This is a genomic window from Achromobacter spanius, from assembly GCF_002812705.1.
GTDB lineage: Bacteria > Pseudomonadota > Gammaproteobacteria > Burkholderiales > Burkholderiaceae_B > Achromobacter > Achromobacter spanius.
Genome location: NZ_CP025030.1, coordinates 4,488,020 through 4,513,997 on the forward strand (window position 1 = coordinate 4,488,020; position 25,978 = coordinate 4,513,997).

Consider the following 25,978-nt stretch of genomic DNA (forward strand, 5'->3'; position numbering starts at 1 on the left):
GGCCCCCACCCCGCCCCGGACTGGCCGACGCCTGACATCGCCGGCCGCCTCAGGCTTCGTCAGGCAAAACGGCGGGTGGCGTGGGCGGCACGTGGGGCAGAAAGGCCCCCGCCACTTCAAACGCGCATTCCGCGCGCGCAATCTCGATCACCCGCGACACAATCGGGTTGACGATGTTCTTCTTGTGCACCGCGTAGTAATTGATGGTGGGCAGGTCGGGTTGCACATTCAGCTGGCAGAGCGCACCGCGTTCGACCAGCGGCGCGAAGTAGGCGCCAGGCAGATAGCTGATGCCCAGCCCCAGCATCGTCAGTTGCGCCATCATCCCCAGGCTGTTGCAGGTCAACACCCGTTTGACCGACAACCCCTGCTCGGCGAACCAGGCGTCGTACAGATGAGACAGCGCGGAATTGGTCGGCTGCGAAATCACGGGATACGGCGCCAGGTCCTGCGGCGACAAACGCGCCTGCAAATCGATATCCAGCGCCGGGCTGGCCATCCAGACATTGGTGACGGCGCCCAGATGGGTGCCATCGTATTGATAGCTCCAGAACGGGCCGGGCATGATGGCCAGGTCCAGTTGGTCTTGGTCCAGCCTTTCGTACAGCGTAATGCCGCCGTCGATCTCGGGCATCAGTTGCACGCGCGGGTAGCGCAAGCTGATCTGATTGATCAGCCGCGCCAGCCAAGTCATGCCGACCAGCTCAGTCACCCCCAGCCGCACCACACCTTCGAAACTGGCCGGGTCGGCCATGTTTTGCACGATGCGGCTATTCAGGTCCAGCATTTCACGCGCCAGCTCAAACAGCTTGCGCCCTTGAGGCGTCATGAACAGCTTTTTGGCCCGGCGCTCGAATAACGGCGACCCGGCGAAGGCTTCCAATTCCCCTACCCGCTTGGCCACCGCCGATTGCGTGGTGTGCAGTTTGCGCGAAGATGCGCTGAAGCTGCCTAGCTCGGCGCTCCAGTAAAAAGCCTCTAGCTGTTTAAGGGTGTACATCGCGGCGGTTGATGCGAAACGCATGGAAACCCTCACGTTACCATCGCCGCCACGGCCCTAGCCGCGTGGGTGCAGGATGTCGGCCAGAAAGCGCTGCGCGCGCGGATGCGAGGGCGCGCTGAAAAAGCGCTCGGGCGTGTCCACCTCAAGAATCTCGCCACCGTCCATAAAGACGACCCGGTCGCAGACGTCGCGCGCAAAGCCCATTTCGTGAGTCACGCACACCATCGTCATGCCGTCCTTGGCCAGACCCTTCATCACTTGCAGCACCTCGCCGACCATTTCAGGGTCGAGCGCGCTTGTCGGCTCGTCGAACAACATCACCGGCGGCTGCAACGCCAACGCGCGCGCAATCGCCACGCGCTGCTGCTGGCCGCCCGACAGCGCACCAGGGTAGGCGTCGATCTTGTTCAGCAGCCCCACCCGCTCCAGCAATGCACGCGCCAATTCCACCGCCTGCTTGCGCGGCTGCTTGCGAATGTTGACCGGCGCGAAGATCACGTTTTCCAGCACGCTCATGTGCGGGAACAAATTGAACTGCTGGAACACGAAGCCGATCTTCTGACGCAGCGCATTCAGGTTCGCGCCCTTCTGGTAGATGTCCGCGCCGTCGATCAGGATGCGGCCTTTCTCAATAGGCTCCAGCCGATTCACCGTGCGGATCATGGTCGACTTGCCCGAGCCCGACGGCCCGCACACCACCAGCACTTCGCCACGCGCCACGGACAGGTCCACGTCTTTCAGCACGTGATGGTCGCCATACCACTTGTTCACTTTTTCAAGCTTGATCATGATTCTTTCCGTTAAGCCATGGCGCGCGAGCGGCGGATACGCAGGTCCAGCCAGCTCAAGCCGCGGCTCAGGCTGAAGCACACCAGGAAATAGATAATGGCCAGGATGCCGAACACCTGCAGCGGCTGGGTCAGCACCAGGTTATTGATTTGATTGGCCGCAAAGGTCAGCTCGTTGACGCTGATGACATAGCCCAAGGACGTTTCCTTGATCGTGGAGACGAACTGGCTTGTCATGCTGGGCAGCACGTTGAACAGCGCCTGCGGCAGCACCACCTTGCGCATCGTCGTCCAGTAGCCCACGCCCAGCGAACGCGACGCTTCAATCTGGCCACGCGGCACCGCCTCGATGCCCGACCGAATCACCTCGGACAAGTAGGCGCTTTCATAGACCACCAGCGCGAAGATCAGCGTCCAGAAACCGCTGACCACCTGCCCCGTCAACTTGGGTACCACGAAGTACGCCCAGAAGATCAGCATCAACAGCGGCATGCCGCGCACCACGTTGACCAGCCCCTTGCTGGCGACCCGCAGCGCGCCGAACGGGCTGACTCGGGCCAGCGCGATCAGCAGCGCCAACGGTAAGGACATCAACAAGCCCAGCGCCGCCAGGATCAGCGTCAGCGCCAGTCCGCCCAAGGGCCCGTTGGGGTATTGGCCGACCAGCAGCGTCGGCCAGTATTGCATCAGCAGGTCAAGCACCGTGGCCTCCGCGATTCAAGCGATAACGGGCGTAGACGCGCGACCCCACCGCCATGATCAGGAACGATCCCAGCAGGTACATGATCGTGGCCGCGCCAAAGGTGGCGAAGGTGCGATACGTTTCGTTTTCAATTTCGCGTGCCTGATAGGTCAGCTCCATCACGCCGATCGCCATCGCCACGCTGGTGTTCTTGAACAGCAGCAACGCGCGGCCGACCAGCGGAGGGATGGAAATGCGTAGCGCCTGCGGCACGATCACGTAACGCATGCATTGGAGGTAGCTTGCGCCCAGCGCGCGGGCCGCCTCGAACTGCGTCCAGGGTATGGCACGCAAGCCGCTGCGGATGTCCTCGGCGATGTACGCGGCCGAACCGAGCGCCAGCGCAATCGCCGCCAGCGACATCTCGGCGTTGTGATCGTAGAGCCACAGCCGCAGCCCTTCGGGCAGCAGCTCCGGCATGCCGAAATACCAGAACAACACCTGCACCAACAGCGGCACGTTGCGGTGATATTCCACATAGGCGTCCACCACCCAGCGGCATGGCGCCAGGTTGGTGGCCCGCACCACCACCAGCGTCACCGCGATGGCGAAGGCCATGACCCAGGCAACGAAGAACAGCTGCACGGTCACCACCATGCCGCTGAACAGCAGCTGGTATTGGGATGCATCTAGCAAGCTCATAAAGCGTCGGCCCTTGGCGGTTGCGCGGCCATCAGCCGGCGATGGGGCCGATCTTGAACCCGCGCTCCAGCTTGTAGGGCGTGGTGGGGCCGAACCACTTGTCGAACAGCTTGGCCGCCTCGCCCGAGCTCTCGGCTTCGTCCAGCGCCTGGTTCACGGTTTGCAACATGCGCGTCTCGGACTTGCGCACACCCAGGCCCCAGGGCTCGTCAAACACCGACTTGCCGATCACGCTGACGGGCGCCGTGGGCGGGCTTTGCAGCACCAGGCGCACCAGCACCAGTTCCGACGCAAACTGCGCATCCACCTTCTTTTGCTGCAAGGCCAGGTAGGTGGCCGAACTGTCGCCATAACCAATCACCTTGGACTTGTCCAGGATGCGCTTGATCTCGCGCTCCGAGCTGGAGCCCTTGGTGGCGCCAATGCGGTGACCGTTCAGCGCTTCGATGCTGTCCAGGCCCGAGTCCTTGCGCACCAACAGCTTTTGCGGGCTGACGTAGTAAGCGTGGCTGAACGCGATTTGTTCGGCGCGATCCGGCGAATAACCCAGGTTGGCGGCCAGGATGTCCACGCGCCCTTCGTTCAATTCCGGCACGCGCGCCGCCACCGACAGCAGCTTGTAGCTGATCTTCACGCCCAGCTTGTCGGCAACCAGTTTGCACACGTCCACGTCATAGCCCACCAACTGGCGGGTGGCGCCGTCCTGGAAGCTGAACGGTTGCGACGTGCCCAGCGTGCCGCAGACGAGTTCGCCGCGCGCCTTGATGTCGTCGACTTGATCCGCTTGCGCGGCGGCGCCCAGCGCCAGCGTGGCCAGGCCCAGGCAGGCCGCGAAGAAAGTGTGGCGTTTCATGGTTGATTCCCCTTGTGTGTTGTGTGGTGGTCAAACGGTCTAGCGTAGCAAGGCGCCGTGTTCAGGCCAGCTTGGCGCAGGCCTCGCGGATGGCGCAACAGCCCTGCTTGATATCCTCCAGCGACGCGGCAAACGACAGCCGGAACGTGCCCGGCGCGCCATAGGCGTTGCCATCGATCACGGCCACGCCCGCCTCGCGCAGCAGGTAATGCGTCAGGTCGGTGTCGGTGGCGATCACGTCGCCGGCGGGCGTCTTCTTGCCCAGCAGGCCCGAGCAGTCCGGAAACACGTAGAACGCGCCTTGCGGCACGACGATGCTCAGGCCCGGCGTACCGGACAGCTCGGCAACCGCCAGGTCGCGGCGCTTTTTGAAAACCTTGGCGAATTCGGTCACACAGTCCTGTGGGCCGGACAAGGCCTCCAACGCCGCCGCCTGGCTGACCGACGACGCGCCCGACGTGCTTTGTGATTGCAGAATCGCCATCGCCTTGATCAATTCGTCGGGCCCCGCGCCATAGCCGATGCGCCAGCCCGTCATGGCGTAGGCTTTTGACACGCCGTTGACCACCAGCGTGCGGTCGGCCAGCTCGGGCGCCACCTGCAGCGGATGCACCGTCGGCTCGTCCGTGAAATTGAGCCGGGCGTAGATGTCGTCCGTCATCAGCCAGACGTGCGGATGGCGCTTGAGCACGTCGGTCAGCCCGCGCAATTCGTCGGCGGTATAGACCGAACCAGTGGGGTTGCTGGGCGCGTTCATCATCAACCACTTGGTGCGCGGCGTGATGGCTTGTTCCAGCGCCTGGGGCGTGAGCTTGTAGTCCGTTGCCGGCAAGGTCTGCACCACAACCGGCACACCGCCGTTGACCAGCACCATGTCGGGGTACGACACCCAGAACGGCGCGGGAATCAGCACCTCGTCACCATCATTCAGCGTGGCGGCCAGCCCATTGAAAATCACCTGCTTGGCGCCGGTGCTCACAATAATCCGCGGCACGGGATAGTCCACGCCCGTGGCGGCTTGCACATGGCCGCGCGCGGCCCGGCGCAACGCCGCCGTGCCCTGGGCAGGCGGGTATTTGGTTTCACCGCGATTCATCGCGGCAGTGGCGGCCTGGCGAATATGTTCCGGCGTTGAAAAATCGGGTTCGCCAATCGTCAGGTCGATGATGCGGCGGCCTTGTTCGCGCAGTTCGGCGATGATGGCGCGCGCAGCGACGCTGGGCGACAGCTTGATGCGCTTGATGCGGTCGGCAATGATGCTCATTTGGCGCCGCCCGTCTTTTCGGCGATGGTCTTTGCCAACCACGGCTTGGTATAGGTGCCGGCGCGCAGCTTTTCCTTGGCCACGGCTTCGTCGGCTTCCTTCTTTTGCGCCAATGCCAGCACGGCGGCGGCGTGTTCGGCGGGAATCACCACCACGCCGTCGGCATCGCCCACGACCACATCGCCCGGGTTGACGACCTGCCCGCCCACGGACACCGGCACGTTGATTTCGCCCGGGCCGTCCTTATACGGACCTTTGTGCGACACGGCACGCGCGAAGCAGCCGAATTCGCCCTGGCCAAAGACGTCCACGTCGCGCACCGCGCCGTCGATGACAAAGCCCGCGATGCCGCGCGACTGCGCGTCCATCATCATCAGTTCGCCAACCAGCGCGTTACTGGCGTCGCCCGCGCCATCGACAACGATGACGTCGCCCGCCGCGCCCATCGAAATCGCCTGATGAATCAACAGGTTGTCACCGGGACGGGTCTTGACGGTCAGCGCCAGGCCGACCATGCGGCGCGTGCCGCCATGCATCGGGCGCAGGCCCGACACGCCGTACAGGCGATTCATGCAGTCGCTGATCTGAGCGGAGCCGATATCGGCAAAGCTGGCCAGCACGTCGGCGGCCACGGCCGGCGCCGACCGAGAAAGAATGCGAAATCCGATGGGAGTCATAAGAAAGTCGAGGGGTGAATGCGTCAAGCGATTAAGCGAATACGCATTACAAAGCCCCGCGCACCTTTCCTCAAAACGATATAAATTCCCAGCGAATCAGGAATTTTTTTCGTGCATACGCCTGTTAAGGGTTATCCCTTGTTCGTAATCGCGAGTGCTTAATCGTCCCCGCCGCCGTTGGCGGCCCGCGCTTCCGACAGTGCGATCGTCAGGTTGACGACCTTCTTCTTCAATTGGTCGCGCTCTTCCGTCACGCGCGCCAATACCCCACGCAAGCGCGCCACTTCCGCCGGCAGATCGGCGATGTGTTCGATGGGCACTTCGGGCGGGGCTTCGCGGGGCGGCGGCGCCTTGGCCAGGCGCACTTCGCGCGCAGCCTGTTGCAGTTCTTTCTTGCCGCCCGCCACGGCCGCCGCCTGACGCTCGGGCGGTAATGACGCCACCGCCGCCGCGGCATTGATGGAAATGGCGCCCTCTTTCACGGCGCGCACGAGTTCGGGCGCGGCGGCTTTCTGAATCTTTTCGATCTGCCCCAGGGTGTTGCTGCTGATGCGCGCAGCGCGCGCCAGTGCCTGGCGGCTGGGCACGGGCGGCGTCCATGACATGTTGGGCGGCAGGCGCGGGGCGCCATCGGCGGGCGCGCCGTCGTCCTCATCCCAAGGCGGTGATCCATCCGCCTGCTGCGCGTCGGGCGCGGCCTCGGGTGCCTCGGGCGGTGTGCGCGCCAGCAAAATTTCCTTCTTGCGCAACGCCAGCACGCCGCGCTGGAAGTCCGACACGCTGCGGCGTCCCAGATGGTTTTCGATCATCCACAGATGCACGTCTTCCATCGACTTGAACGTGGTGTTCTGGCGCGTCTGGAATTCAATGCCGTGCTTCTTGCATAAGGCATAGCGGTTGTGCCCGTCCACCAGCAGGTCGCCCCACAGCACCAACGCATCGCGGCAGCCTTCGGCCAGCAGGCTGCGTTCCAGCGCCTCGTGCTCGTCTTCGGTCAAGGGGTCTATGTAGGCGCGCAGGCCCTCGTCTATCCTGATTTCCATGGTGTCCAATTCGTTGATCTTGTCGGGCTGACGCTACGTCAGCCCCTGGCCGCGCAGAAAATCCTGAACCGCCGCCAGCCTTGCCACCGGGTCCATCAGGCCCAGCAGACGGGTCTTGTCGTCGGGCGGCAGAGGCAGCAGTTCGCACCAGCGGTCCGCCACCCAGCCGCTGTCGTCCAGCCGGAATGGCGGCGCAATCGGCATCTTGTCGGCAGGCACGCCCTCTTGCTGCCATTGCGCCACCAAGCGCCCCAACGCATCGGCGCTGGGCTGCATGGAGGCTGGCACGGGCGTGGGCGGATCGTCGGCAATGGGCTCGGCCTGACCCATCCAAAGGCCGTATTTTGCCACTTCGCTGGAAAGCAGCCGAAACCGACTGCCGCCAATACAGCGCACTTGCAGCAAGGCGGGCATGGGCGCGTCCCACGACGCGATGCGCGCCATGGTGCCCAGCGGCGCCAGCGTCTCGACGCCCTCGGGTGAACGGACTTCGTTGCCCGCCAGCAAGCCCACCACGCCGAACTCGCTGCCATCCGCGATGCAGCGACGGATCATATCCAGATAGCGCACCTCGAAAATGCGCAGATGCAGCACGCCGGCGGGAAACAGCGCGTTGGATAAGGGAAACAGCGGAATCAGCGCCATGGCCGGCTCCTTATTTTTTGGGGGAAGCGGAAGTGTCGAACTTGGTGTTGTCGACCCCGTTGGTGTTGAATCCGCCAACGTCGAACGCGGCATCCACCGGCACCTGCATGGCCGTCACCATGGCGTTGGTCTGCGCCGCCATGCCGATCACCGACAGCAGCTCGGCATGCTGGCCGTCGGTCATGCCCCGGGCCTTGGCCGCCGCCGTGTGCGAATGCACGCAGTACGAGCAACCATTGGCGGTTGACACGGCGATATAGATCATCTCGCGCACCAGCGGCGACAGTTCGCCGTCGGTCATCATGACTTGCTTCAACTGCGCCCACACGCGCTGCAATTGCGGGGGATCGTTCGCCAGCGCACGCCAGAAATTATTCACGAAATCAGATTTGCGCGTCGCCCGGATGTCTTCAAATACCGCCCATGCCTGAGGGCTTTTACGGACTTCGTCATCCGATAGCAGTTTGACCGTGCTCATGCCATTTTTTCCTTTGCGAAGACCTCTGTCAGGCGAAATTTACCGTCAAGCGGCTACAGTGCGTACTTTGCCGGCTTCTTCGGGTACCGTGGGCCGGGTTTTCCATCATAGTGCGGCAGCGCAGCGCGCACCCGCCCCCCAAAAAAGGAAACATCATGCCCCAGCTATCCGCCTATCTCAGTTTTGACGGCAACTGCGCGGACGCCATGCGCTTTTACGAGCGCGTGCTGGGTGGCCGCCTTGAAACCCTGATCCGCTACGCCGACGCGCCGTCGGATGCGGCGATGCCCGCCCTGTCGCCCGATGATGCCGATCGCGTCATGGTGGCGCGCCTGGTGCTGGATGAGCAGACGCTGCTGGGCAGCGACGCCACCAGCGGCCATCCTTATCCCGGCAAGCAAGGTATTGCCCTGGCCCTGGTCTACCCCACCGTGTCCGACGCCCAGCGCGTCTTCGACCAATTGGCCGACGGCGGCAACGTGACGATGCCATTGCAGAAAACATTCTGGGCAGACGCGTATGGCGCGTTGCTGGACCGTTTTGGTACGCGCTGGATGGTCAGCGGCGGCAAGATCACGCATTAAGGCGTGTGTGGCGTGGCACGGGGTCGCCCCCCGCGGGATCGCCCGCCGCGCCGTCAGTGCATCAAGCGCCCGGCCGATGCAGCGCCAGCACATCGTGCAGCGATTGCGCCGCGCGTTGCAGCACCGGCACGGCGCGCAGCAAGTCGTCCAGCATGACGCGGGCCGTGGGCGCGTGGCAGGCCACCGCCGCCACCACCCGGTCCTCGGCATCCTTCACCGGCACCGCCACCGCGCTCATGCCGCGCACGAATTCTTCGTTGTCGATACCAATGCCGCGCGCGGCCAGGCGTTCCAGTTCTTCTTCCAGTTGCGCGGGGTCGGTCAAGGTGCGCGGCGTGTTGCGCGTCAGCGGCAGGCGGGCCAGCACGCGGCCGCGTTCCAGCCGGTTCATTGACGCCAGGAACAGCTTGCCGCTGGCCGTGCAATGCATCGGCACATGGCTACCCACCGCGAAGAACAGCCGCAAGGGCTCCGACGTTTCCACGCGCTCCATATAGACCACGCGGTCGCCGTCGGGCGCGGTCAGGTTGCAGGTTTCGCCCAGGGTGCCGACCAGTTGCGCCAGCACGGCGCGGCAGGCCCGCGTGAAGGCCGACGCGTGCAAGGTGGCCAGCGCCAGCGACGTGGCTTGCGGCCCGGGCACAAAGCCATGTTCGGTGGGCGTGGACGCCACGAAGCCTGCCCGCTGCATGGCGGCCAACAGCCGCATCAGCGTGGTCTTTGGCATGTTCAGCCGCTGCGCAAGCTGCGCCAAGGTGGGGGGATGCTGGGCGCGCGCCAGGTGTTCCAGCACCACCAGGGCGCGCAGCGAACGCGCGGCCTCTTGTTGCTGTTCGGGCGTGTCGCCTTCCCCACTCGACTTCACCCCCGTCTCCGGCGTGGCCGCCGATGCTGCACTGCGATTTTGAAACCGAAGTTGCATGTTCCGTTCCATTTGTCCGCCCCCACGCGCGTTGTGCTTTGTTCTACGCGCCTGCTTTCTAGAATCGCCACAGATGCCAGCCGGTTCCCGCATCAACACCGGATGGGATCGAACCAGTATATAAGTGCGCCCCGCCGCAACAAGCAGGGAAAACGCGCCGTCGCGGCGCGGTGCGGGTTGCGTGGGCGAAGGCGGCACGACAACAGGGAGACAAGGCGATATGTCCGATACCGTGGATGTCATCGTGGTGGGCGCCGGCTCGGCCGGATGCGTGATGGCCAATCGGCTTAGCGCCGACGGCGCGCACGCCGTCTGCCTGCTGGAAGCCGGCCCCAGGGACACTTACCCCTGGATCCACATTCCCATCGGCTACGGCAAGACCATGTTCCACAAGGTGGTGAACTGGGGCTACTACACCGACCCCGACCCCAACATGCTGGGCCGCCGCATCTACTGGCCGCGCGGGCGCACCTTGGGCGGCTCCAGCGCCATCAACGGCCTGATCTACATACGCGGCCAGCGCGCCGACTACGATGCCTGGGCGCACGCGGGCAACCCCGGCTGGGGCTGGGACGATTGCCTGCCCTACTTTCGCAAACTGGAAAACAACGACCTGGGCGAAGGACCCACCCGGGGCGTGGACGGCCCCTTGGACGCCACGTCCATCAAGACGCCGCACCCGCTGGTGGAAGCAATGATCGCCGCTGCGGGAACGCTTGGCGTGCCGGCGCTGCGGGACTTCAACACGGGCGACCAGGAAGGCGTGGGCTACTACCAACTGACCACGCGCAACGGCCGCCGCTGCTCCACCGCCGTGGCCTACTTGCGGCCCGCCGAAGGCCGCCCCAACCTGCGCGTGGAAACCGATGCCCACGCCATGGCGATTCTGTTCGAAGGCGGACGCGCCTGCGGCGTGCGCTACCGGCAAGGCGGCCAGGTGCGAACACTACGCGCGCGGCGCGAGGTGGTGCTGTGCGCGGGCGCGTTGCAATCGCCGCAGTTGCTGCAACTCTCGGGCGTGGGGCCGGCCGCGCTGCTGCGCCAGTTTGGTATCCGCGTGGTGCGCGACCTGCCCGGCGTTGGTGAAAACCTGCAAGACCACTTGCAGATCCGGCTTATCTACGAGACCACGCGGCCCATCACCACCAATGACCAGTTGCGCAGCCTGCACGGGCGCGTGCGCATGGGCTTGCAATGGCTGCTGTTCCGGGGCGGCCCGCTGGCGGTCGGCATCAACCAGGGCGGCCTGTTCTGCCGGGTGGATCCGGCCAGCCTTACGCCCGACACCCAGTACCACTTCGCCACGCTATCGGCCGACATGGCCGGCGGCAAGGTGCATCCGTTTTCAGGCTGCACGTATTCCGTCTGCCAATTGCGCCCGAGCTCACGCGGCCAGGTGCGGCTGCGCAGCGCGGACCCGTTCGAAGCGCCGTCCATGCAGGCCAACTACCTGTCCACGGAACTGGACCGCGGCATGACCGTGGCGGCCGTCAAGCATGCGCGGCGACTGGCCGCGACCGAGCCGCTGGCCGGGCTGATGAAACGCGAGTTCCGGCCCGGGCCCGACGTGCGCACGGATGACGACATCCTGCATTTCTGCCGCGAACATGGGGCCACCATCTTCCACCCCTCGGGCACGGCCAAGATGGGGCCGCGTGGCGACCCGATGGCGGTGGTGGACGAACGCCTGCGCGTGCATGGCGTGGCCGGACTGCGGGTGGTGGACTGCTCCATCATGCCCACGCTGGTCTCGGGCAACACCAATGCGCCCGTGGTGATGCTGGCCGAACGCGCGGCCGATTTCATACTGGAAGATTTCAAGCTGTCCCGGCGCCGGGCGGATCTTGTCACCGCCTGACCGCCCTCCCATCGACAAGAAGGACGTTCGCAACGAAGCTCAAACCAGACCCGCGCACGGCGCCGCAGAGTGCCCCGCCCACCAAAGGAGACTGCAATGCCCAAGCAAAACGAAGCCGCGGTACGCAAGGTCGTCACCGCATCCCTGATCGGCGCCACCATCGAGTGGTACGACTTTTTTCTATACGGTGTGGTGGCCGGCATCGTATTCAACAAGCTGTACTTTCCCACCGGCGACCCGCTGGTCTCCACCATGCTGGCCTACACCACCTTCGCGGTGGGCTTCATCACCCGGCCGCTGGGCGGGCTGATCTTCGGCCACTTTGGCGACCGCATCGGCCGCAAGAGCATGCTGGTGATGACGCTGATGATCATGGGCGTGTCCACCTTCCTGATCGGCCTGGTGCCTACCTACGACAGCATCGGCGTGTGGGCGCCCATCCTGTTGCTGCTGCTGCGCATCTTCCAGGGCATCGGCCTGGGCGGTGAATGGGGCGGCGCGGTGTTGATGGCCTACGAATACGCGCCGCCGGGCAAGAAAGGCTTTTATGCGTCGCTGCCGCAGATCGGGCTGGCTATCGGCCTGTGCCTGGCGTCCGGCACGGTGGCGCTGCTGTCCACCTTGCTGACCGACGAACAGTTCATGGCCTGGGGCTGGCGCATTGCCTTCCTGGCGTCCGCCGCCATGGTGCTGGTGGGCATGTACATCCGGCTGAACATCAAGGAAACGCCCGAGTTCACGGCCGTTAAGGCCAACAATGCCGAAAGCCGCATTCCGTTCTTCGACATGCTCAAGCGCTACCCCGGCAACGTGTTCAAGGGCATGGGCGCGCGCTACATTGACGGCGTGTTCTTCAACGTGTTCGGCGTGTTTTCAATTTCGTACCTGACGCAGACCGTGCAGATCACGCGCACCGAGGCGCTGATCGGCGTCATGGCCGCCGCGCTGGTGATGTGCTTTTTCATCCCCTTCTTCGGCCGCTTGTCCGACCGCATCGGCCGCACGCGCGTCTACTTCTGGGGCTCGTTGATCACGGCGCTCGCGTCGTTTCCCGGCTTCTGGCTGATGCTGAACAGCCAGGGCAACGTAATGCTGATCTGGCTTGCCATCATCATCCCGTTCGGCATCTTCTACGCCGCCATCTACGGACCCGAAGCCGCGCTGTTCTGCGAGCTGTTCGACGCCAAGGTCCGCTACACGGGGATCTCGTTCGTGTACCAGTTCTCGGGCATCTTCGCCTCGGGCATCACGCCCATCATCGCCACCGCGCTGTTGAAGACGGGCGGTGGGCAGCCGTGGTTGATCTGCCTGTACGTGCTGTTCGCCGGCGCGGTATCGGCGTGGTGCGCGTGGCTGATCGGGCGTGGCAAGCCCGCCGAAGACCCCGTCGCGCAGTCTTCGGCGCCCCTGCCCCGCGCGGGTTTGCGCAAGGCCTGAGCGGGGTCTGAGCGTGGCCGCTCAGTTGGCCTGCGCCACGGGCGGCTGGACGCCGGTCCAGCCGCCGCCCAGCGCCTTGAACAAGGTCGCCAGCGCAATCTGGCGCTGCGTGCTGACCTCGATATAGGTCAACTGATCCGTGAACGCGCTGCGCTGCGCGTCCAGATAGCGCAGGTGGCTGTCCACGCCACCGCGATAGCGCGCTTCCGACAGGCGCATCGCTTCCTGGCTGGACTCGGCCAACGCCCGCCGCGAGGCCTCTTCGCGCCGCAAGGTGTCCGTGGCGGCCAGCGCGTCGGATACCTCTTTGAACGCGGTCTGGATCGCCAGCTCGTACTGCGCCACGGCGATGTCCTTGCGCACCGTTGCCAGGTCCAGGTTGGCCACATTGCGCCCGCCCGAGAAAATGGGCAGCGTGATCTGCGGCGTGAACGACCAAGCCCGCTGACCACCGCCGAACAGGTCGGACAGGTCCGCGCTGGACGAACCGAACAGGCCCGTCAGCGTAATGCTGGGAAAGAACGCCGCCCGCGCCGCGCCGATGCTGGCGTTGCGCGCTTGCAGTTCGTGTTCGGCGGCCAGGATGTCGGGCCGACGTTCCAGCAGTTCCGACGGCGCCCCCGCCGCAATCTCCTGCACCAGCACGGGCGACGTGGGCAATTGCTGGGGCAGGTAGGGACGCAGATCGTTCACACCTACCAGCAGCCCCAGCGCGTTGCCCGCCTGGCGGACCTCGCGGTCGATGCGCTCGCGCTCGGCGCGTGCCTGTTCGGTCAGGCCCAAGGCCTCTTGGTAGTCCAGCGCCGTGGCCGCGCCGGCCTGGCGCCGCTGGGCGGTCAGGTGCAGCGACGCCTCGCGGCTGGCCAGCGTCTGCTCGGTGACTTGCAGGCGGCGCATCGCGCTGTCGCGCGTGAGATACGCCTGGATCACTTCAGCCACCAAGCTGATGCGGGTGCTGTGCGCGGTTTCTTCGGTAGCCAGATAGCTTTGCAGCGCGGCGTCCGACAGGCTGCGCACGCGGCCAAACAGGTCGATCTCGAACGAGGTCAGCCCAATACCGGCCTGGTAGCTGCTTTGCACGGCCGAACTGCCCGTGCTGTTCAGGTCACCCGGCACCCGCTGCCGCGTGCCCGTGCCTTGCGCGTTGATGCCCGGCAGGCGGTCGGCGCGTTCAATGCGGTACTGCGCGCGGGCCGCCTCGATATTCAGCACGGCCTGGCGCAAGTCGCGGTTATTGTCCAGCGCCAACGCCACCAGTTGGCGCAAGGGCTCGTCGGTAACGAAGGCCTGCCAGTCCAGCGTGCCGGCCGCCGACGGCGCCGAGGCTTCCGGCTGGCCGAACTGCGTGGGGATGGGGGCATCAGGCCGCTGATAGACCGGCGCCATCGAGCAGCCGGCCAGCGCCGCCGTCAACATCAGGGCGCCCAGGGTGCGCGAAAAAGAAGTTTGCATCATGACGGTCATTCCTCGGCCGTGCGCGTGGCAGGCAAGGCATCGGGGGCCGGCTTGCTGCGATTCTTCGGCAGCAGCGACAGCACCCAGACAAAGAAGATGGGCACAAAAATCACGCCCAACAAGGTGGCGGTCAGCATGCCGCCGATCACGCCCACGCCCAAGGCGCGCTGGCTGGCCGCGCCCGCGCCGCTGGCCAGCGCCAGGGGCACCACGCCCAGGATGAACGCCAGCGACGTCATCACAATGGGACGAAAGCGCAGCTTGGCGGCCTGGATGGCGGCGTCCGCCAGCGTGTGGCCCTGCTCGCGCAGGCTCTTGGCGAACTCCACGATCAGGATGGCGTTCTTGGCCGCCAGGCCGATGATGGTGATCAGGCCCACCTTGAAGTACACATCGTTGGACATGCCCAGCACGGTTACCGCCAACACCGAACCCAGCGCGCCGATCGGCACGATCAGCATCACCGATGCCGGAATGGCCCAGCTTTCATACAGCGCCACCATCAGCAGGAACACCACCAGGAACGCCAGCGCGAACAGCATGGGCGCCTGCGCCCCGGCGAATTTCTCCTGATACGACAGGCCGGTCCATTCATAGCCAATGCCGTTGGGCAGTTCGGACACGATCTTTTCAATCACGGCCATGGCCTCGCCCGTGCTGTGCCCCGGCATCGCGTCGCCCGCGATCTTGAACGCGGGGTAGCCGTTGTAACGCGAGATCTGCACGGGGCCATTTTCCCAATCGGTCTTGACGAAGGCCGACAGCGGCACCATGCCGCCCGACTTGTTCGGCACGTTCAGCGTCAGGATGCTTTCGGGCGTCATCCGGTCACGCACATCGGCCTGCACCACCACGCGCTGCAAGCGCCCGGCGTTGGCAAAGTCATTAACGGTGGCCGAGCCATAGGCCGCCGAGATGGCCGTGCTGATCGTGTCAAAGCCCACGCCCAGCGCTTCGGCCTTCTGGCGGTCGATGTCCAGGCGCAACTGCGGCGCGTCGGCCAGGCCTTCCATCATGGCGTAGGCGATAACGGGCGAGCTATTGGCCTTGGCCAGCAATTGGTTGCGTGCATCGGTCAGCGCCTGGCGGCCCAAGCCGCCCCGGTCTTGCAGGCGCAGCGCAAAGCCGCCTGAATTACCCAGGCCGTCGATGGGCGGCGGGTTCACCGCCATGATGGAACCGTCCGGGATCACCGCGAAGCGTTCGTTCACGCCAGCCGCCACATCCGAGGCTGCCTGACCCTTGCCGCGTTCAGACCAGTCTTTCAGCGTGGGAAACGCAATGCCCGCGTTCTGGCCGGTGCCCGAAAAGCTGAAGCCCATCACGGTAAAGGCGTCGCCCATCGCGTCCAGCGACATCAGGTGTTCCTCGACATCCGCCACGACCTTGTCGGTGCGGTTGTAGGTAGCGCCCGGCGGCAACTGCACGTCAACAATGACGTAGCCCTGGTCTTCGGCCGGCACGAAGGATTCCGGCACGCGCACGTACAACACGCCCAGCACCGCCACGATGGCCACGTAGATCACCATGTAGCGGCCGGTGCGCTTGACCAGCCGCGAGTTCAAGGCTTCGAAGCGCCCGGTCAGGCGGTTGAACATGCGGTTGAAGCCGCCGAAGAAGCCCTTCTTCTCGTCGTGATGCCCCTTCGGGATGGGCTTGAGGAAGGTGGCGCACAACGCCGGCGTGAAGGTCAGCGCCAAGAAGCCCGAGAACAGAATCGACACCGCCAGCGACAGCGAAAACTGCTGGTAGATGACGCCCACCGAGCCGCTCATGAAGGCCAGCGGCAGGAACACGGCGGACAGCACCAGCGTAATGCCGACGATGGCGCCCGACACCTGCTCCATGGCCTTGATGGTGGCCTCGCGCGGGGGCAAGCCTTCTTCGGCCATGATGCGTTCCACGTTTTCGACCACCACGATGGCGTCGTCCACCAGGATGCCGATGGCCAGCACCATGCCGAACATCGTCATCATGTTGACCGAGAAGCCCAGCACCGACATCACCGCGAACGTGCCCAACAAGCAGACCGGCACGACGATGGTGGGGATGAGCGTGTAGCGGAAATTCTGCAGGAACAGGAACATCACCAGGAAGACCAACACCATGGCTTCCAGCAGCGTGTGCACGACCTTGGTGATGGCCACGCTGACAAACTGCGAGGTATCAAAAGGCACCGAGAATTCCACGTCCTCGGGGAACGAGGCCGACAATTCCTGCAAGCGTGCCTTCACGGCCTTGACCGTGTCGATGGCGTTGGCGCCCGGCGCCAACTGCACCGCCGCGCCCACCGACTTCTTGCCGTTCAGGCGCGTTTCAAAGTCGTAGCTCTGGCGCCCCACTTCCAGGCGCGCCACGTCCGACAGATGCACGACCGAGCCATCCGCATTCGCGCGCAGCACGATGTTGCCGAATTCCTCCGGCGAATCCAGCATGCCCTTGACCGCCAGCGTGGCCGTCAATTCTTGTTCGGACGAACCGGGGCGGCTGCCGAAACTGCCGGCCGGCACCTGCAAGTTTTGCGCGGCGATGGCCGCGTTGACGTCCGCCACCGACAGGCCCACGCCCAGCAACTTTTGCGGGTCGATCCACACGCGCATGGCCGCTTCGGCGCCAAAGAACTGCACCTTGCCCACGCCTTTGACGCGGCGGATCTCGTTGTTGATGTGGCGCGCGGCGTAGTCCGACAAGCCGACCACGTCCTTGTGCGCGTCTTCGCCCTTGTACGTCAGCGCGTAGATCATCAGGAAGTTCGAGCTGGCCTGCTCCACCTGCAAGCCCTGCTGCGTCACCGCCTGCGGCAGGCGTGCTTCGGCCTTCTTGATGCGGTTCTGCACGTCCACCTGCGCCAGGTCCGGGTCCATGCCCGGTTCGAACGTGACGGTGATTTCAGCGCTGCCGCTAGAACTGCTGGACGACTCGTAATACAGCATGTTCTTGGCGCCGTTCAGCTCTTCTTCGATGACGCTCGTCACCGAATCCACCAGCACCGAGGCCGACGCGCCGGGATAGGTGGCGGCAATGGTCACCTGGGGCGGCGCCACCACCGGAAACTGCGATACCGGCAGCGACGGAATCGCCAGCAAGCCCGCCAGCGAAATGAAGATGGCCACCACCCACGCAAAATTGGGACGGCCAATAAAAAACTTGGACATGATCTACCTTTGGGAATGCACGCGGTGCGTGGGCGGCTGCTTAGTTCGCGGCATGGCTGGCGGCTGGGTCGGTGGCCGGGTTGCTTGCCGCAACCCGCGCTTGTTCAGCGGGCGGCGTCACGCTGACTTTCTGGCCGGGCACGGCGGCAGACACGCCGCCCACGATCACGCGGTCGCCCACCGACAGGCCGTCGACGATGTGCCAGTCCGCGCCGCGCATCGTGCCGGTTTGCACCGCGCGCGATTCCACCACGTCGTCCTTGCCCACCAGCATCACCTGCGGTTTGCCATCGGTGCTGCGCGTAACCGCACGCTGCGGCACCAGGATGGCGTTCGGGTCCACGCCCTGTTGCGTTTCCACGCGCACGTACATGCCGGGCAACAGCAACACGTCGGGGTTGGCGAATTCGCCGCGCACCGACACCTGGCCGGTGCTGCGGTCCACCGCGATGTCCGAGAACAGCAGCTTGCCGCTGCGCCGTTGGTCCGTGCCGTCGATCGTGATAGAGATGCTGGCGCCCTCGCCCTGCCCCAGGCTGCCGTTTTGCAACGCCGCGCGCATGCGCAGCATGTCGGCCACGGGCTGGTTGAAGTCGACGTAGATGGGGTCCAGTTGCTGGATCGTTGCCATGGCGGTGGCTTCGTTCTGGCCGACCAGCGCGCCTTCGGTCACCTGCGCGCGACCGATGCGGCCCGAGATCGGCGCCTTGACGGTGGCGTAGTCCAGGTTCAGTTGCGCGGTCTCGACGTCGGCCTGGGCAGACCGGCGCGCGGCCTGGGCACTTTTCAGCGTGGTGGTGGCGGTATCGAAATCCTGCTGGCTGACGGCTTCGATCTTCACCAAGGGGGTGTAGCGCTTCAAGATGGCTTGCGCGTCGGCCACGGCGGCGTCCGCCTTGGCGAGCTCGCCCTGCGCGCGCGACAGCGCGGCCTTGAACGGCGCGGGGTCGATGCGGAACAGCACATCGCCCGCCTTCACGTCGGCGCCTTCCTCAAAGTTGCGGCTCAGAACGATGCCCGCCACGCGGGCGCGCACTTCGGCCACCCGAACCGGTTCGACGCGCCCGGGCAAGGTGCTGGACAGCGCATAGCGCTGCGCTTGCACCTCAACCACCTGCACCGGACGCGGCGTGTCGGCCTGCGCCTGGTTGGGGCTTTCGCCGCCGCAGCCAGCCAAAACCAGGGTCAAGCCCAGGGCTGACACCAATGCCGTCGCGGGCAAGCGCCGCTTCATCTGAATCTTCATTTTTTTACCTTGCGCCCCGCGGCACTGTATTCACCAAGTTGCGGATGCTACTGGAAAGATCGATTTGAATCAATAAAGATTCATTTGATTATCAAAAGATCATCAAAGACCATTAACAAGTCGTTTCTTGTCAAATCCGCAAAAGTTTGCACAAGCTGAATCCTGCATGCTCCAATACCCCGCAAATGATCTCACGCACATAACAGGGGAAGGCGATGTCTGACGACACAGGACACGAGCGGTTTTTGGTCGCGTTGGCGTTGGCGATGGTGGACCAGCCGCGCGCCACCTTGCAGGAGCTGGCCAAGGCCGTGGGCGTCAGCAAGGCGACGCTATACCGCTTCTGTCAGACGCGGGACCAATTGGTCCTGCGGCTTACGACGCATTGCGCGCACATCATGAAGAAGGCGCTGGCGGACTCGCATCTGGATAGCGCGCCGCCGCGCGAGGCGCTACGCAACCTGATTCAGCAGAACATGGCGCACAAGGAATTGACCGCATTCCTGATGTATCACTGGAAGCCCGACAACGAGCAGCAGCCCGACATCATGAGCAGTTGGTCGGGCTACCAGGAATCGTTGGATGCGTTCTTCCTGCGCGGCCAGCGCGAAGGCGCCTTCCGCGTGGACATCACGGCGGCGGCGCTGACCGAGATGTTCTTCGGCGTGCTGACCAGCATGGTGGACGCCGAACGACGCGGGCGCGTCGCACGGCTGGGCATTGCGTCCGTGGTCGAGCAGATGATGCTGCACGGCATCGCCAGCGAACCGGTGCGCGCCCCGGTCCAGGGCGCGCCGGCCTGATCAGGCGCTGGCGACGGGGCGACCGAAGAACGGGTAGTTCGGGTCGTTGTAGCCGTGGCTGGAGGCGTGCCCGGGCACGACCCAGCCATCCACGATGGCTTCGTCTTCGGGCGTGATGGTGACGTCCAGCGCCGCGTAGTAGTCGTCCATTTGCGCCAGCGTGCGCGGGCCGGCGATCACGCCGGTGATGATCGGGTTGGCCAAGACCCAGGCGGTCGCGAAATGGCCCGGCAGCACACCACGCGCGGCGCTGTGCTGCACCAGTTGCTGGGCAATCTGTAGCGATTCTTCGCGGAATTCCGTGGCCAGCATGCGGCGGTCGCCGCGCCCGGCGCGGGTATCGGCGGCGGGCGCCTGGCCCGGCAGATACTTGCCCGTGAGCACGCCACGCGCTATGGGGCTGTAAGGCACCACGCCCAGGCCGTAATGCTTGCACGCCGGCAGGATTTCAACTTCCGGACCACGGTTCAGCATGTTGTAGTACGGCTGGCAAACCACCGGCTGCGGCACGCCCATCTTTTCGCAAAGACGCATCACTTCGGCAATGCGCCATCCCCGGAAGTTCGACAAGCCAAAGCTGCGCAGCTTGCCCGCGCGGATCAGGTCGCCCAGCGCCCACAGCGCCTCTTCCAGATTCTCTTCGTGAAAGTCGCGGTGCAGGTACAGGATGTCCATGAAGTCCGTACCCATGCGCGCCAGGCTTTGCTCCACGCCGCGCATCAGCCACTGGCGCGAGTAATGCGACTGGTTCGGCCCCTTGCCGACCGGGTTGCCGATCTTGCTGGCCAACACCCAGTCGTGGCGCTGCCGTTGCAGCAGCTTGCCCACCACTTCTTCCGAGCGGCCTTCGTTGTAGACATCGGCCGTATCGATGAAGTTGACGCCATGATCGCGCGCCGACGCGACGATGCGCGCGGCCTCGTCATCCGGCGTCTGCTCGCCAAACATCATGGTGCCCAGGCACAAGGGCGAAACGCGAAGATTGCTGGTTCCCAGTCGACGGTATTTCATGGGACAGTTCCCTTTCAAATGTAGGATGGGTGAAGCGCGAAGACCCACGCCAAAAGAAAAACAAAGTGGAACGCGCGCAACCCATCAAGCGGCGCGGGCCTCGCGGCGATTGTTCCTATATAGAGGCCGTCACAAGAAAACCGGTCAGGAACCGTCGCATGAAAACCGTTGCGTTGCACGATGGGTTGCGCGCGTTCGACACCTGTTTGCTATGTTGCGATTTTGCGCGCTTCACCCATCCTACACCTCGTCGACGGCATCCCCCACGTAGGATGGGTGAAGCGCGAAAACCCACGTCAAAAGAACGCCAAGGCGCAACGCGCGTAACCCATCAAGCAGCCTCGCCCGCATCCACCGCCGCCAAAATTTTCCCAAACAGCGCATCAGCGTGCGCCGAATTCAGCCAACGCACGATCACAACCATTTTTCGCTCCGGCTCCACCCACGTGAACGAACTACCCGCGCCCACCCCGAAGAAGCTCGAAGCCGGCACGCTGGGAAACACGCGGCCTTCGTGATTAAGCCAGATCAGATAACCGTAGTACGGCGCAATCTCGCAAGGCGTGCGCATCGCCTGGATCCATTCACGCGACAAAATCTGTTTCCCATTCGCGGCCTGGCCGTCATTCAACAGCATCTGACCGATCAGCGCCTGGTCGCGCGCGCTGATGGACATGCCGCCGCCCCAGTGCGAACCGCCCGGCACCGACGGCATGCGCTGGCCGTCGATCTCGACCCAGGCGGTGTCGTAGCCTACCCATTGCCAATCTTCACTAGCGCCGATGGGGCGCGTGACGGCTTCGCGGAAGACGTCGGGCAAGGGTTTGCGGAACAGGTGCAACAAGGCATACGACAACTGGTTGATGCGGACGTCGTTGTATTCCCAATACGTGCCCGGACGCTGCAAGGGCCGCGCATCGCCCTTCTTGCCGTCCGGCGGCACGCCGAAGGTCACCGCGCGATAGCGGTCCGCCTGGTCCGACACGCCAAAGCGTTCGCCTTCCCATTCGCTTGTCTGCTGCAACAGATGGCGCCAGGTGATGTCGGCGTTCTGGCCTTCGTCAAAGCCGATGCCCGGCACGCGCTTGCCCACGGGTTCGTCCACGTCTGGCAACAGGCCACGGTCATGCGCCACGCCGGCCAGAATCGCCAGGTACAGCTTGGCCACGCTGAAGGTCAGATCGGCGCGCTCGGGTTCGCCCCAGGACGCCACCGTCTTGCCGTCCACCACCACCACGCCCGACACCGGGCCACGATCGTGAATGGGACCCAGCAGGCGGTTCCACGGCGGCGGGTCGTTCAGGTGCACGCCAAAGTTGCCCTTGACGCTGCGGTCCCAGGTGGATTCGTGTTCATTGGCGAATTCAATCGCCTGCTGCATAAGCGTGTTCATGGTTTCCCTTCGTGTTGTCTTTGTCTTGCTTGATCTTCAGACCGCCGTTGCGCCCTCGGGCGAGCGCGCCAGAAATTCCATTGCCGCCTGCACACCGCCGGAACGATGCGGCACGCCCGCGGCTGCCAATCCCATTTCGACGCCGGCCAGCGTGCCGCACAGCGTCAGGTCGTTGAAGTGGCCCAGATGGCCGATGCGGAAAATGCGGTCGGAAAGCTTGCCCAAGCCCTGCCCCAACGACATATCGAAGCGTTCCAGAATCAGCTTGCGCAGCGCGTCGGCGCTATGGCCCTCGGGCATCATCACCGCGGTCAGCGCGGGGCTGTGGGCGGCCGGATCCAGGCTCAACAATTCCAGCCCCCAACCCGCCACGGCCAGCCGCGTGGCGCGCGCGTGGCGTTCGTGGCGCGCGAACACAGCGGGCAAGCCTTCGGCTTGCAACATGGCCAGCGCTTCGTGCAGGCCGTACAGCAGATTGGTGGACGGCGTATACGGAAAATAGCCCTTGGCGTTGGCGGTCAGCATTTCGCCCCAGTCCCAATACGAACGCGGCAGGCGCGCAGAGTCGGCGGCGGCCAGCGCACGCGCGCTGACGGCGTTGAACGCCAGGCCCGGCGGCAGCATCAAGCCCTTTTGCGAGCCGGCCACGGTGACGTCCACGCCCCATTCGTCGTGGCGGTAATCAATCGAACCCAAGGAAGAAATCGTGTCCACCATCAGCAGCGCGGGGTGCGCGGCGCGGTCGATCGCGGCACGCACGGCGGCGATGTTGCTGGTGACTCCCGTGGACGTTTCGTTATGCACGACACACACCGCCTTGATCCGGTGCTGCGTGTCTTCGGCCAGGCGCGCGCCGATCACGGCGGCATCAACGGGATGGCGCCAGTCGCCTTCCACGTATTCCACTTCCAGCCCCAAGCGCCCCGCCAGCTTCTTCCACAGGCTGGCGAAGTGGCCGGTTTCCACCATCAGCACGCGGTCGCCGGGCGACAGCGTATTGACCAACGCCGCTTCCCAGGCGCCGGTGCCCGACGACGGAAAAATCACCACGGGCGATTGCGTCTGGAAGACCTGCTTTGCGCCTTCCAGCACGGCGAGGCCCAGCGCGCCGAACTCGGGTCCGCGATGGTCGATGGTGGGTTGATCAATGGCGCGCAAGACGCGGTCGGGCACATTGGTTGGCCCCGGAATCTGCAAGAAGTGCCGGCCGGACAGATGGGTGTTCAGGGTAAGCATGCGTAGCCCCAGGGTGGAATTTTTTGTATACCAGTGAAAGAAGCGCGGCATTTAACACGGCGTTTGAAACGACCGGGGCCGAGCACGCGGACTTGCGGCATGCGCCACTCTATCCCATTGTTTTTACATCGATAACCTAGGGTATACACCCATCAATGAAGTCATGGCGACGGGTTTATAGTGCAAAAAAACACGGGGAAATGTTGGTATACCAATGAGCAGCAATCCTAGCCTGATGCCGGGTTTGGCCAGGTCGGCACGCGCCGATTCCACCACGCCCGACGCGTTGCCAGACGCCGCCGCGCCTGCCGCGCCACGTGCCGCCGGCAACGGCCGCACGCTGCCCGGCGCGGTTGCTGGCGCGCTGCGTGAACGCATCATCCAAGGTGAATTCCCCCCCGGCTCCCGCTTGAACGAACGCGCCTTGTGCGATCTCTTGGGCGTATCTCGCACTCCGATGCGCGAAGCCTTCCGCGTATTGGCGGCCGAAGGCCTGGTGCAGATCGAACCCAACCGCGGCGCGCAAGTGGTGGCGCTGTCTGAAGCGAACATCCGCGAGGCCTTCGAAGTCATCGGCGGCCTGGAAGCCATGTCTTGCCGGCTGGCGTGTGAACGCGCCACCGACCTTGAAATTGCCGAGATCCGCGCGCTGACCTACGAGATGATGGCCAGCCACGCGCGCCACGACCTGCCCACCTACTTCCACACGAACCGCGAGATCCACGAACGCATCAGCCTGGCTTCGCACAACAGCCTGCTCAAGCAGTTGTACGACGCGCAAAACGCGCGCATCCAGAACCTGCGTTTCGTGTCGAACGAGAACCGGCAGAAGTGGGACCTGGCCATGCGGGAACACATCCAGATGGCCGAGGCCCTGGACGCGCGCGACGCGGACCGGCTGGCGGGCATCATGCGGCAGCACTTGCAGCGCAAGTGCGAGGCCGCGCTGAAAAGCCTGAACCCCGATGCGGCGCCCCCGCCCGCGCAATCGTCCAACTCTGGTTGAGCCTGCCCTCCCAGCGCAAGGACGATAACGATCAAAACAGGGTGGCGCGGCCCGGAGCGAGACGTTGGATACGCAGTACTTGTAGTGCCTTCCACAGGAGCCTTCACCATGGCTGATAGTCGCTTCACACCGCAGCACCTCATCTCCGTACCCGCTTTGCGCGCCCGCCGCATCACCCCCATGCGCGCCGTTGCCGCCGCCATCCTGGCCTGCGCCACGCTTGCCGCCCAGCCCGCGCTGGCCGGCAAGAAGGACGACACCTTGCGCATGGCGTATGACCAGGCGCCGGAAAGCGTGGACCCCTACTTCAACAACGTGCGGATCGGCGTCATCATTGCCGCCAACGTCTGGGATACGCTGCTCTACCACGATCCCGTCTCCAATGAATATCGGGGGCAACTGGCCAAGAGCTGGAAGCAGATCGATGACAAGACGATGGAATTCGAGCTGCGCCAAGGCGTGAAATTCCACAACGGCGAAGAGTTCGATGCGGACTCCGTCGTGTACACGCTGAACTATGTGGCCGACCCGAAGAACAAGGCCGTTACGCAGCAGAATGTGTCGTGGATCGACAAGGTCGAAAAAATCGACAAGTACAAGGTGCGCCTGACCACCAAGGAGCCCTTCCCCGCCGCCAAGGAATACCTGTCCACCACCGTGGCCATCCACCCGGCCAAGTACTACAAGGAAGTCGGCCCCCAGGGCATGAACGCCAAGCCGGTGGGCTCTGGCCCGTACAAGGTGGTGGACTATCAGCCGGGCAAGTCCATCACGCTGGAACGCAACACCGAGTACTTCAAGGATTCGCCCAAGGCGCAGCCGAAGATCGGCAAGGTCGTCATCCGCTTCATTCCTGACCGCCAGACGCAGATGGCTGAAGTCATCTCGGGCGGTGAAGACCTGATCATGAGCGTGCCCAAGGACCAGGCCGAACAGCTGGGCCAGATGCCGAACCTGCAGATGGTCACCGGCAACACCATGCGCATCGTGTTCATGCAGATGAACATCAAGGAAGGCACGCCCGCGCCGCAACTGAAAGACGAGCGCGTGCGCAAGGCCATCATCCACGCGATTGACCGCGAATCCATGCTGAAGAACATCGTGGGCGAAGGCGGCGGGCTCATCAACACCATCTGCACGCCCTCGCAAGTGGGTTGCACACAAGATGGCGCGCCCACCTACAAGTACGACCCGGCGCTGTCCAAGAAGCTGCTGGCCGAAGCGGGCTACCCCGACGGTTTCGACATCGACATCGTGGCCTACCGCGAGCGCAACCAGACCGAAGCCATCATCAACTACCTGCGCGCCGTGGGCATCCGTGCCAAGCTGAACTTTTTGCAGTACGCCGCCATGCGCGACATGATCCGCGCCAACAAGGCGTCGCTGACGCACCAGACCTGGGGCTCCAACCTGGTGAACGATGTGTCGGCGTCCACGCCCGTGTACTTCGCCTTCGGCAACGACGACATCACCCGCGACCCCAAGGTGCGCGACCTGCTCAACAAGGGTGACCACACCATCGAGGCCAAACCGCGCAAAGCCGCCTACAAGGAAGCGCTGGATTTGATTGCGGAGAAGGCGTACGCGGTGCCGCTGTGGACGCTGCCCGCCTACTACGTTGCCACCAAGGACGTGAACTTCAAGCCCTATTCGGATGAACTCGTCCGCTTCTGGGACATGAGCTGGAAGTAAGGCCCAGGCTTGGCGCCGGGCGTGCGTAATGCGCGCCCGGCGTGC

At 64.4% G+C, this 25,978-nt stretch carries 23 protein-coding genes; 6 read left to right on the plus strand and 17 right to left on the minus strand.

Annotated elements, in window-relative coordinates; genetic code table 11:
- Positions 1 to 49 precede the first annotated feature (49 nt).
- The 10 genes from CVS48_RS20225 to CVS48_RS20270 form a co-directional block, all read right to left on the minus strand.
- A complete protein-coding gene (locus CVS48_RS20225) occupies positions 50 to 1,024 on the minus strand; it encodes a LysR family transcriptional regulator (RefSeq protein ID WP_100855997.1) in 975 nt (324 codons plus the stop codon).
- 33 nt (positions 1,025 to 1,057) lie between these two features.
- On the minus strand, positions 1,058 to 1,792 hold the full coding sequence (locus CVS48_RS20230; RefSeq protein WP_100855998.1) for an amino acid ABC transporter ATP-binding protein: 735 nt from the start codon (positions 1,790 to 1,792) through the stop codon (positions 1,058 to 1,060).
- Positions 1,793 to 1,803: 11 nt separating this feature from the next.
- The gene (locus CVS48_RS20235; protein ID WP_100855999.1) at positions 1,804 to 2,493 is read right to left on the minus strand and encodes an amino acid ABC transporter permease; all 690 of its coding nucleotides are present in this window, start codon (positions 2,491 to 2,493) and stop codon (positions 1,804 to 1,806) included.
- Positions 2,486 to 3,175 carry an amino acid ABC transporter permease gene (locus CVS48_RS20240; RefSeq protein ID WP_100856000.1) on the minus strand — a complete coding sequence of 230 codons (690 nt, stop codon included), beginning with the start codon at positions 3,173 to 3,175 and terminating at the stop codon, positions 2,486 to 2,488. Before CVS48_RS20240 ends, CVS48_RS20235 begins: the two co-directional genes overlap by 8 nt.
- 31 nt (positions 3,176 to 3,206) lie before the next feature.
- Positions 3,207 to 4,028, minus strand: a complete 822-nt coding sequence (locus CVS48_RS20245; protein ID WP_167401029.1) for an ABC transporter substrate-binding protein — start codon at positions 4,026 to 4,028, stop codon at positions 3,207 to 3,209.
- A 61-nt stretch (positions 4,029 to 4,089) separates the two neighbouring features.
- Complete coding sequence (locus CVS48_RS20250) at positions 4,090 to 5,292, minus strand: aminotransferase class I/II-fold pyridoxal phosphate-dependent enzyme (RefSeq protein WP_100856001.1); 1,203 nt, start codon at positions 5,290 to 5,292, stop codon at positions 4,090 to 4,092.
- Positions 5,289 to 5,969, minus strand: a complete 681-nt coding sequence (locus tag CVS48_RS20255) for an RraA family protein (RefSeq protein ID WP_100856002.1) — start codon at positions 5,967 to 5,969, stop codon at positions 5,289 to 5,291. The genes CVS48_RS20250 and CVS48_RS20255 overlap by 4 nt, the downstream gene beginning before the upstream one ends.
- A gap of 158 nt (positions 5,970 to 6,127) precedes the next feature.
- Complete coding sequence (locus CVS48_RS20260) at positions 6,128 to 7,012, minus strand: ParB N-terminal domain-containing protein (RefSeq protein ID WP_100856003.1); 885 nt, start codon at positions 7,010 to 7,012, stop codon at positions 6,128 to 6,130.
- Between the two features lie 33 nt (positions 7,013 to 7,045).
- Positions 7,046 to 7,657 carry an LON peptidase substrate-binding domain-containing protein gene (locus CVS48_RS20265; RefSeq protein WP_100856004.1) on the minus strand — a complete coding sequence of 204 codons (612 nt, stop codon included), beginning with the start codon at positions 7,655 to 7,657 and terminating at the stop codon, positions 7,046 to 7,048.
- Between the two features lie 10 nt (positions 7,658 to 7,667).
- On the minus strand, positions 7,668 to 8,135 hold the full coding sequence (locus tag CVS48_RS20270; RefSeq protein WP_197723145.1) for a carboxymuconolactone decarboxylase family protein: 468 nt from the start codon (positions 8,133 to 8,135) through the stop codon (positions 7,668 to 7,670).
- 155 nt (positions 8,136 to 8,290) lie between these two features.
- Here CVS48_RS20270 and CVS48_RS20275 point away from each other — a divergent pair, with 155 nt between their 5' ends.
- Entirely contained in the window at positions 8,291 to 8,719 is a 429-nt protein-coding gene (locus CVS48_RS20275) for a VOC family protein (protein WP_100856005.1), read from the plus strand.
- A 61-nt stretch (positions 8,720 to 8,780) separates the two neighbouring features.
- Here CVS48_RS20275 and CVS48_RS20280 read toward each other — a convergent pair whose 3' ends face one another.
- Entirely contained in the window at positions 8,781 to 9,653 is an 873-nt protein-coding gene (locus tag CVS48_RS20280; protein WP_100856006.1) for an IclR family transcriptional regulator, read from the minus strand.
- A 208-nt stretch (positions 9,654 to 9,861) separates the two neighbouring features.
- Here CVS48_RS20280 and CVS48_RS20285 point away from each other — a divergent pair, with 208 nt between their 5' ends.
- Both CVS48_RS20285 and CVS48_RS20290 read left to right on the plus strand, forming a co-directional pair.
- Complete coding sequence (locus CVS48_RS20285) at positions 9,862 to 11,499, plus strand: GMC family oxidoreductase (RefSeq protein WP_100856007.1); 1,638 nt, start codon at positions 9,862 to 9,864, stop codon at positions 11,497 to 11,499.
- A 96-nt stretch (positions 11,500 to 11,595) separates the two neighbouring features.
- Positions 11,596 to 12,936 (plus strand): MFS transporter, encoded by a 1,341-nt coding sequence (locus tag CVS48_RS20290; protein ID WP_100856008.1) that lies wholly within the window; start codon positions 11,596 to 11,598, stop codon positions 12,934 to 12,936.
- Positions 12,937 to 12,957: 21 nt separating this feature from the next.
- Here the strand turns inward: CVS48_RS20290 and CVS48_RS20295 are convergent, their stop codons facing one another.
- From CVS48_RS20295 to CVS48_RS20305, 3 genes are read right to left on the minus strand one after another with little or no spacing between them, the layout of a single operon-like run.
- The gene (locus CVS48_RS20295) at positions 12,958 to 14,391 is read right to left on the minus strand and encodes an efflux transporter outer membrane subunit (RefSeq protein ID WP_100856009.1); all 1,434 of its coding nucleotides are present in this window, start codon (positions 14,389 to 14,391) and stop codon (positions 12,958 to 12,960) included.
- Between the two features lie 5 nt (positions 14,392 to 14,396).
- On the minus strand, positions 14,397 to 17,546 hold the full coding sequence (locus CVS48_RS20300; protein WP_100856010.1) for an efflux RND transporter permease subunit: 3,150 nt from the start codon (positions 17,544 to 17,546) through the stop codon (positions 14,397 to 14,399).
- Positions 17,547 to 17,586: 40 nt separating this feature from the next.
- Positions 17,587 to 18,792, minus strand: a complete 1,206-nt coding sequence (locus CVS48_RS20305) for an efflux RND transporter periplasmic adaptor subunit (RefSeq protein WP_100856011.1) — start codon at positions 18,790 to 18,792, stop codon at positions 17,587 to 17,589.
- Between the two features lie 215 nt (positions 18,793 to 19,007).
- Here CVS48_RS20305 and CVS48_RS20310 point away from each other — a divergent pair, with 215 nt between their 5' ends.
- Positions 19,008 to 19,595: a TetR/AcrR family transcriptional regulator gene (locus tag CVS48_RS20310; RefSeq protein WP_100856012.1), complete on the plus strand. Its 588-nt coding sequence runs from the start codon at positions 19,008 to 19,010 to the stop codon at positions 19,593 to 19,595.
- Here CVS48_RS20310 and CVS48_RS20315 read toward each other — a convergent pair whose 3' ends face one another.
- From CVS48_RS20315 to CVS48_RS20325, 3 genes are all read right to left on the minus strand, one after another.
- Complete coding sequence (locus tag CVS48_RS20315; protein WP_100856013.1) at positions 19,596 to 20,606, minus strand: aldo/keto reductase; 1,011 nt, start codon at positions 20,604 to 20,606, stop codon at positions 19,596 to 19,598.
- A gap of 331 nt (positions 20,607 to 20,937) precedes the next feature.
- Positions 20,938 to 21,999 carry a serine hydrolase domain-containing protein gene (locus CVS48_RS20320; protein WP_100856014.1) on the minus strand — a complete coding sequence of 354 codons (1,062 nt, stop codon included), beginning with the start codon at positions 21,997 to 21,999 and terminating at the stop codon, positions 20,938 to 20,940.
- A gap of 36 nt (positions 22,000 to 22,035) precedes the next feature.
- Positions 22,036 to 23,235, minus strand: a complete 1,200-nt coding sequence (locus CVS48_RS20325) for a pyridoxal-phosphate-dependent aminotransferase family protein (RefSeq protein WP_100856015.1) — start codon at positions 23,233 to 23,235, stop codon at positions 22,036 to 22,038.
- A gap of 214 nt (positions 23,236 to 23,449) precedes the next feature.
- Here CVS48_RS20325 and CVS48_RS20330 point away from each other — a divergent pair, with 214 nt between their 5' ends.
- Together CVS48_RS20330 and CVS48_RS20335 are read left to right on the plus strand one after the other, a co-directional pair.
- On the plus strand, positions 23,450 to 24,241 hold the full coding sequence (locus CVS48_RS20330; protein ID WP_419191435.1) for a GntR family transcriptional regulator: 792 nt from the start codon (positions 23,450 to 23,452) through the stop codon (positions 24,239 to 24,241).
- Positions 24,242 to 24,349: 108 nt separating this feature from the next.
- Positions 24,350 to 25,933 carry an ABC transporter substrate-binding protein gene (locus CVS48_RS20335; protein WP_100856016.1) on the plus strand — a complete coding sequence of 528 codons (1,584 nt, stop codon included), beginning with the start codon at positions 24,350 to 24,352 and terminating at the stop codon, positions 25,931 to 25,933.
- Positions 25,934 to 25,978 lie beyond the last annotated feature (45 nt).